Source organism: Candidatus Margulisiibacteriota bacterium (assembly GCA_003242895.1).
Classification (GTDB): domain Bacteria; phylum Margulisbacteria; class Riflemargulisbacteria; order GWF2-39-127; family GWF2-39-127; genus GWF2-39-127.
Genome location: QKMY01000031.1, coordinates 102,938 through 110,941, shown reverse-complemented (window position 1 = coordinate 110,941; position 8,004 = coordinate 102,938). Strand labels below are relative to the sequence as shown.

Annotated in this window: 8 protein-coding genes; all 8 read right to left on the bottom strand. The window is 38.7% G+C overall.

Annotation, left to right across the window (positions count from 1 at the left end; translation table 11 throughout):
* Positions 1-208: 208 nt before the first annotated feature.
* Positions 209-844 (bottom strand): hypothetical protein, encoded by a 636-nt coding sequence (locus DKM50_04965; protein PZM82097.1) that lies wholly within the window; start codon positions 842-844, stop codon positions 209-211.
* 38 nt (positions 845-882) lie between these two features.
* Positions 883-1,947, bottom strand: a complete 1,065-nt coding sequence (locus DKM50_04960; GenBank protein ID PZM82096.1) for a 4Fe-4S ferredoxin — start codon at positions 1,945-1,947, stop codon at positions 883-885.
* A gap of 121 nt (positions 1,948-2,068) precedes the next feature.
* Complete coding sequence (locus DKM50_04955; protein PZM82095.1) at positions 2,069-3,163, bottom strand: hypothetical protein; 1,095 nt, start codon at positions 3,161-3,163, stop codon at positions 2,069-2,071.
* The gene (locus DKM50_04950; GenBank protein ID PZM82094.1) at positions 3,148-4,281 is read right to left on the bottom strand and encodes a hypothetical protein; all 1,134 of its coding nucleotides are present in this window, start codon (positions 4,279-4,281) and stop codon (positions 3,148-3,150) included. Before DKM50_04950 ends, DKM50_04955 begins: the two co-directional genes overlap by 16 nt.
* Positions 4,281-5,351: a gfo/Idh/MocA family oxidoreductase gene (locus DKM50_04945; GenBank protein ID PZM82093.1), complete on the bottom strand. Its 1,071-nt coding sequence runs from the start codon at positions 5,349-5,351 to the stop codon at positions 4,281-4,283. The genes DKM50_04950 and DKM50_04945 overlap by 1 nt, the downstream gene beginning before the upstream one ends.
* Before the next feature lie 20 nt (positions 5,352-5,371).
* The gene (locus DKM50_04940; GenBank protein PZM82092.1) at positions 5,372-6,094 is read right to left on the bottom strand and encodes a hypothetical protein; all 723 of its coding nucleotides are present in this window, start codon (positions 6,092-6,094) and stop codon (positions 5,372-5,374) included.
* 2 nt (positions 6,095-6,096) lie between these two features.
* On the bottom strand, positions 6,097-6,711 hold the full coding sequence (locus DKM50_04935) for a sugar transferase (GenBank protein PZM82091.1): 615 nt from the start codon (positions 6,709-6,711) through the stop codon (positions 6,097-6,099).
* A complete protein-coding gene (locus DKM50_04930; GenBank protein PZM82090.1) occupies positions 6,701-7,816 on the bottom strand; it encodes a UDP-4-amino-4,6-dideoxy-N-acetyl-beta-L-altrosamine transaminase in 1,116 nt (371 codons plus the stop codon). The genes DKM50_04935 and DKM50_04930 overlap by 11 nt, the downstream gene beginning before the upstream one ends.
* Positions 7,817-8,004: the final 188 nt, after the last annotated feature.

Sequence of the window (8,004 nt, the reverse complement as noted above, 5' to 3'; positions counted from 1 at the left end):
ACCTCACGATGGACACCCTTGTCTTGAGCTAATGGTTGGCACTATCAACCCCCATATCGGACTTTCACCGACTAGAAAGCGCCCATGCTGGGCGCACATATACGGGAGCAGAGTCTACAAACCCTGCTCCCGAGGATCAATGTTCATAGGCCCACCATCCCATAATTAGAATTTCTTATCAGGAAAAAAATGTTCTACTCTGGGTATATCAGCTTTTTGCTAGAACAAACGCCTGAACTGATTGGGCCCCGGATTCCTGAAACAACTTTGCACAGCTCATTAATGTAGCACCGGTTGTGCAAATGTCATCTACCAGTAATATGTTTTTATTTTTTACCTTGGCAGGCGATATGAGACAAAATGCATTTTCGAGCTTATGGATCCGATCTCGTTTTGGTAATCCGTAGAGAGGCGGAGTATCTTTCCATCTATCAAGTATTTTGTTATAAACACAAATGTTCCTTTTTCTTGCGATCGTAGTGGCAATCATTTCTGCCTGATTGAACCCACGTTCTGACATCCTCTTTTCCGACAAAGGAACTGGAATGATAATATCAATTTTATCGTCAATTTTGACGGTCTCTTTATAGTATTCAATTAAATAGTTGATATAGAGGATATTTTTTCGAAACTTCGCTTCCTTGAGGATTTTTCGAACAGAACCTTTATAAGCGCAAACTGCGTATATCTTTTCTAGATATGGCAGTGCCGCTGCCCATGAATGGCAGCTCAAAAATTTTTCGCACTCAGGACACAGAGGTTTATCCGACCGCTTTCCGCATTCTATGCAATGGGAGGGAAAGATCAGGTCAATGAGATTCTTTAATATTTCATTAAATACCATATAATTATACTTTATTCCGAGAACTCGATCACTATCGATTATACGTTTATAAGATCGTACTCTTGAGTACCAATGCCCAGTTGCTCCAAATAATTCAATTGAACAGCAGGGTTAATCTCAGGATATATTTTTTTGAAAACATCAAGACCGACAAGATCGAGGCTCGCTCTATCGATAGCAACCGGATCATTGCTTGCCAGAATGCCGATGTTTTCTTTAATTGGCGCATCGTTAAAATGATAACAATCGCAACAGGGCGACATATCAATCAGAAAGTTGAAGTATATTACTTTGTTCTTTTTGTTTTGTACTGCTCCCGCTGCAAATTCTGCCATCTTTTCCTGCATGACGGATGTTTCGGTTTGCCAATTAGGTTTGATTGCTTTTGCAGGACAGGTAACGACACACTCGCCGCAACCATAGCAGACATCTGAGTTGACCGATGCAAACGGCTTGTTCTCTTGAATGATTTCGATGGCATTGGTTGGACAGTATTGAATACATTTGCCACAAGAGGTACAAATACTTCCATTAACTTTTGGCTTTACGGCTGAATGCATCATTTGTTTCCCTGCCCTACTGGCACAACCCATACTGATATTCTTAATCGCACCACCGAACCCCGAGAGCTCATGCCCTTTAAAATGAGAGACAACAACCATCGCATCCGCATGATATATTGCCGATCCGATTTTGACTTCAGAAAAATGCTTGCCGTTTACAGGAACATTCACATAATCTTTTCCATTAAGGCCGTCACCGATTATGAGCGGCGCATCCACAACGGCATATGCAAATCCGTTTCCTATCGCAGCGTTCAAATGATCAACCGCATTTGATCTCTGTCCATAATAGAGTGTATTTGTATCAGTCAAAAACGGATTAAGCTTTAAGCCCTTGATAATGGAAACAATCTTTTTGATATATATCGGGCGTATGAATGAAGCATTTCCTGGTTCTCCAAAATGGACTTTGACTGCGCAGTTTCCGCCTTCCGATAATAGTTCACTTACATCCAACCTGGCTGCCAGATCTCCCAGTTTATTTACTGGAGAAATTTTGTGGTGTTTATGGATGTCATAAAAATATACTTGTGATTTCAAAGAGATGCTCCTTTATAAATTATTAAGTAAAAAAAAGTTGATACTATCTTTTTTTATTTACGATAATATAGTGACAGGTGAAAAACCTGTTATCTCTTCTCCCCCCTATAAAGGCGCCTCATTAATGTGAGGCGCGAACTTTATATACAAATATCTGATGTTTTATACCATCCGTGATATATATGTTCTCTCTTATGGCTATATCATGAGGTTCTCGTAATCCTTCATAGATTTCATCGATCAATTCGCCTTTAGAGTTATAAATGAAAACTCTTCTCCCATTGGCATCGACGATATAGATGTTCCCGCTGTCGTCGGTTTCTAATGCCACAGGTTTTTGCCATGATCGACCTTTTTTAGGTCGGCCGTTAATCTCCATCATAAATTGCAAATATTCATTATATTTTTTAATTACTTTGTTTCCCAGGTCAAGAACATAGATATAGCCTTTGTTATCGACCGCTACGTCTACCGGTTTATCAAAGTTATAGTCTCCGCTGCCGAATCCACCTATCGTAACAATATGTTTTCCGTTAGGTGAAAATTTTTGCACACGGTCATTTCCAGAATCAGCAACATAAATATAACCTTTATTATCGATATCAATTCCGCTAGGTTCGTTTAGCTTTCCATTATCATCACCTAACCCGCCAAAACTTGTAATAAAGGTCCCGTTAATTTCATACTGTATAGCCAGATTGTTTTCTTTGTCGACAACCCATACGGTATCTCCATAACCAAGTGCAATACTGTAAGGCCCCTTCAGCTTACCGATTGAATTAGATGATAGATTATTGAAATAATTAACGTATGCCCCATCTTTCGTGAAGTGCTGAATCCGCTTGTTATCGAAGTCAGCGACAAAGATTCCTTTGCTGCTTACTGCCAATCCCCGGGGATTAAGAAGTTGTCCTGGGTCAAGCCCGGGATAGGATATTGTTTTGATAAGCTGATATTCCGGCTGTGCGCCTTTTTCCGCCAAACGCAAGTTTTTAGTATCGGCGTTAATGCTGCCGATCCGTTCTTCAATCAGCTTTATCCTGCCTTTTGTGTCGTTATCCTCCTCGGTATTTCTATCCGGCGACCTGCGTTCCAGGTTGTTGATGCGCTGCTCGATTTCTTTCATGCGAAGTTTCATGCTCTCTTCGTTAGCACTAACTGTTGTACTTACAATTAAAAGTATAAAAAAACAGCTTAAGATTAACTTGCTTTGCATAAATTATTCCTATAAAAAGCCTTAATTTTATCAGTAATATATACAATTTCTTTTTCTGTAAGGCTTGGATATGTCGGTAATGAAAGTATCTGTGAAGAAAGTTTTTCTGCTACAGGAAAATCACCTTTTTTGTAGTTCAAATATTCGTAAGCCGGTTGCAAATGAAGTGGAATAGGATAATGTATCCCGGTTTGCACCCCATTTTCCTTGAGATATAAAGCTAGTTCATCACGACAGTCCGCTTTTACTACAACTAAGTGGTAAACATGGCTTCTATCCTCTTTTACGAATGGAAACTGAACTTCTTCAATATCATTTAAATAGCTTTTGTAGATATCAGCCACGAGTTGCCTGTTTTTTGTCCAGCTGTTTAAGTGCTTCAGTTTAACGTTTAGTATGCCGGCTTGAAGTGAGTCGAGTCTGCTGTTAAATCCTTCGATAGCATGTCTGTACTTGTCCTGGGAAGTATTCCTTCCATGATTTGTTAATTGCCTTGCTTTTAGCTCGAATTGCTCATTATTCGTTGTAACGCATCCGGCATCTCCGTATGCGCCTAGATTTTTACCAGGGAAAAAGCTGTAAGTGCACATATCGCCATATTCGCTTACGCTTCTCCCTTTATACTCAGCCATGTGGGCCTGGGCGCAATCAAATACCACACGAATTTTATTATTGTCAGCGATCGATATTATTTCGTCAATATCAACAGGCTGTCCATAAAGATGTACAGGAATGATAGCCTTGGTCTTATTGTTAATCTTAGGTTCGACAATAGAATAATCCATTAACATAGTGGTTTCATCAACATCGGCAAAAACTACCTTTGCACCAATAGCGCCAATAGCCTCTGCTGTAGCTATGAAAGTGTTCGGGACAGTAATAACCTCATCTCCCGGCTGAACCCCTAACGTTTTCAGCGCTATAATCAGGGCATCGGTACCATTACTACAACCTATAGCATATTTTGACTTACTAATAGTTGCAAATGATTGTTCAAAGAAAGAAACTTCTTCTCCGAGAATAAATGAACCTTTATCGATTATTTGTTCGATTTTATTGAGAATTTCTTTTTTGATGCTGGCATCTTGTTTCGTTATATTATTGAGTTGTATGTTCATTATTCTTCACACTGTCCGAGCTTACTTCTTTTTGGCTTAAATCGCAGGAATACTTCTTTTCCAGTTTCAGTTGATTCGTACAACGCGTTAATTATTTCCAATGACTTTCTTCCTTCAATTCCATCAATAAGGGCTTTTCTGTTTTGATTAATCGAGTGGACAACTTTTTTAAGGAATTCTTCATGTCCGAACCCGTAGACGTTCGGAGGCATAGTAGAGTACTTCTCGACAACAGCCTCATCTTCAGGAAAACTGTTTTTGAATTGCCATATTTTCATCTGATTTGCAGCGAAACCGCCGATCTCGACAGTGCCATTTTCTCCGAGGATTGATATTGATCCTTCAAGGTCCTGCGGACGAGCACAGGTAGTCGCTTCAATAACTCCAAGTGCGCCGTTAACGAACTTAATCACTGCAACTCCGGTATCTTCGGTTTCGATGTTATGCAGCATCGTCGCAGTCCTTGCGAAGACACTCTCAACCGGTCCCATCATCCATTGCAGCAGATCAATATGATGGCTGGCTTGATTAGTAAAAACTCCACCGTCCATTGCCCACGTTCCACGCCATGGGTCCTGATCATAATAAGCCTGGTCGCGACACCAGCGTACCCGGACAGTTCCGAGGACCAGTTTTCCTAATCTGCCGGTTTCTAACGCTTCACGTAGTTTTTTTACCGGCAGATTGTATCGGTTTTGCTTCACTACAAATAACTTCACACCAGCTTGATCACAGGCTTCGATCATCGCATCGGCATCTTCAAGTTTTAAGGCCATTGGTTTCTCGACTACAATATGTTTTTGATAATTATGAGCTACATCGACGGCAATTTTTGCATGAATCCCGCTCTCAGTTAAAATAATGACCACATCAATTATTTCGTTTTTTAGCATCTCGCGGTAATTTGTATACCAGGGTACTCCTGTTTCATCTGCTTTTTTTCTAGCACGATCTTCGACTAGGTCACATATCGAAACCAGTTGAGCCGTTTTTATGTTTTTTAGCGCATTTATATGCTTATATGACACTCTTCCGCAACCGATAAGCGCGAACCTTACTTTGTTTTCCATTACTCACCTTTTATATAAAATCACTCTTTACTTATTTCATTATCTAAAAATCTCTTGAAATAATGAATGTAATTCAAGTCGTCTTTTGACCTCAGGTCATTTTTAATCTCTTTTTCAATTTTCCTGTCAAAATTAATGCCAAGGCTATACTTTAAATAATAACCCAGAAATTTCAATTGTTCGCTTCTAAAAATACGATAATGGCTGTTATTTTTTTCAATCTTCTCTATCTTGAACCAGCTTTTCTCCATAGGTACCGGACACGACACAATTCTGATATCAGGCATCACTTTATTAAATATCCAATTAGCTCTATAGCTATGATAAGGCGAAGTAACCAGAATCATACTGCTGATATTATGCTTGTCGATGAAGTCTTTCGTAATGAGCGCTTCTTCGTAAGTGGAGGCAGCAACAGGGCCTTGATAAAACTTAACTTTGTTCCCTAATTTTTTTAACTTGCTTTTTACCAGCTTTTTATTTGCATAAACTTCGATATTCGGTGAAAACATTTTTTTTGAATACCCAGCTTCATAGAGCTCAAAGGCATGGTTTACCCGTTCTTTGTATTCGCCATCTAGAAAGACAATCAATCCGACTTGTTCAGGTACTTGCGAAAAATAGAGCTGCTGGGCCGTCCACGGAAATACCACAACTAGTTTCATTGCAAAAATAAAAACATAGCAGAGAATTGCCGCAAATGCGTATTTAAATAGTTTACTAACAATCTTAACAGTCGTCATTATTATCCAATAATTTTCTTTAATGTCAGAAGTATAATTCTCAAGTCTGTAACCATGCTTATCTTATTTATATACTTTTTATAAAGTGTAATTTTTTTAGGTAAAACAATTTCTAAATAAGCTTTTTCTTTATCTGAATAATTATTTAAAATGTTCTCTTCATCACGAAATTCGATTGCAGCATAATCCGTTATACCGGGTCTTATAGACAAAACAGTTCTATACTCTTCTTTATACTCATTTATGTAAGCTGTTAACTCGGGCCGGGGCCCCACAAGCGACATGTCGCCTTTAATGACATTGATCAATTGAGGAAGTTCATCAAGTTTCGTTTTTCTCAAGAATTTCCCAACCCTGGTAATCCTTGGATCATCAGCACTCGTAACGCCCGGACCAAGCTTTGGCGCGTCAACAATCATAGACCTGAATTTATACAGAGTGAACGGCTTGAAGTTTTTCCCGAGCCTGGTCTGCTTAAATAATGCCGGACCCTTCGAAGTAAGCTTTATTAATAAAGCTAGGAACATAAATACAGGAACAAGTAACAATACTCCGATAAACGCGAAGAAAAAATCTATAATAATTTTGCCTATGGACAGATATAGTTTACTTAGCATGTTCGATAACTTTGTTAATGACTCGATCAATATCCTCATCGGTCATTCCAGGGTATATCGGAAGTGATAATGATTGCAGGAATATATCCTCTGCTACCGGATAATCAGTTTGTTTATAATCGTAAGTATTTTTGTAATAAGGATGCCTATGGACCGGAATGAAATGAACCGAAGTTCCTATTCCCTCGTCTTTTAACTTTTCGATAAGCTCGTCTCTATTTGCTACTTTAATAACATACAGGTGCCATGCCGACGTTCGATTATTTTTAATAACAGGAGTTACTATTTTTGTATTTGTGAATGCTTTTGTATATTTTGCTGCTATTTTTGCTCGTTGCTCCTGCATCCATTCTACTTTTTTTAGTTGCGCTAACCCAAGTGCAGAATTGATATCTGTTGTGTTATATTTATTTCCGTTATCAATAACTTCGTAGTACCATGACCCTGCTGCCGTATATCGGTCCCAGGCATCCCGGCTGATACCATGCAGTCTATTGATTTTCATGTGTTTGGCATACTCATCATTATCGGTAGTCGCCATGCCTCCTTCTCCGGTAGCTAACGTTTTTGTGGCATAGAATGAAAAGCACGTGATATCTCCGATGGTGCCTATTTTCTGATTTTTGTAACTAGCCGGAATAGCATGTGCCGCATCTTCAATAACCTTGAGATTATTATCTTTTGCAATAGACATTATCTCGTCCATGTCACAAGGTTGCCCCGCAAAATGGACTGGAATTATAGCCTTTGTCTTCTTTGTTATTTTCTTTTCAATATTAAGCGAATCTATATTATGGGTTGCTGGTTCTATATCGCATAGCACCGGTATCGCATTAAAATAGGTAATTACTTCGGCTGTTGCAATAAAAGTATTGGTTGGGATAATGACTTCATCTTCTGCTTTTAGTCCTATTGCCTTGAGTGCTAGATGAAGAGCTGCGGTTGCGGAGTTCATTGATACGGAGTTTTTTACACCAATGTATTCTCCAAATTTTTTTTCGAATTCTATCGTTTTGGGGCCCATAGTCAGCCAGCCTGATCTTACTGCCTCTATAACGCCATTAATTTCATCATCCGTAATATGTGCTTTATGAAAAGGGATCATTTTATATCCGTTCTATATGCGTAGATAACAGGACTTTTCCTTTGTATCAGAGTGAACATTCTTGTTTTCTTTGACAATTAATATTTTATATTTTTTTATCTTATTATACCAGAGGAATTTTATTTGAAGAAAAATCAAATATCCATTACAATAGTTTCAATAGTTCACACAATTTATTGCATAATAAA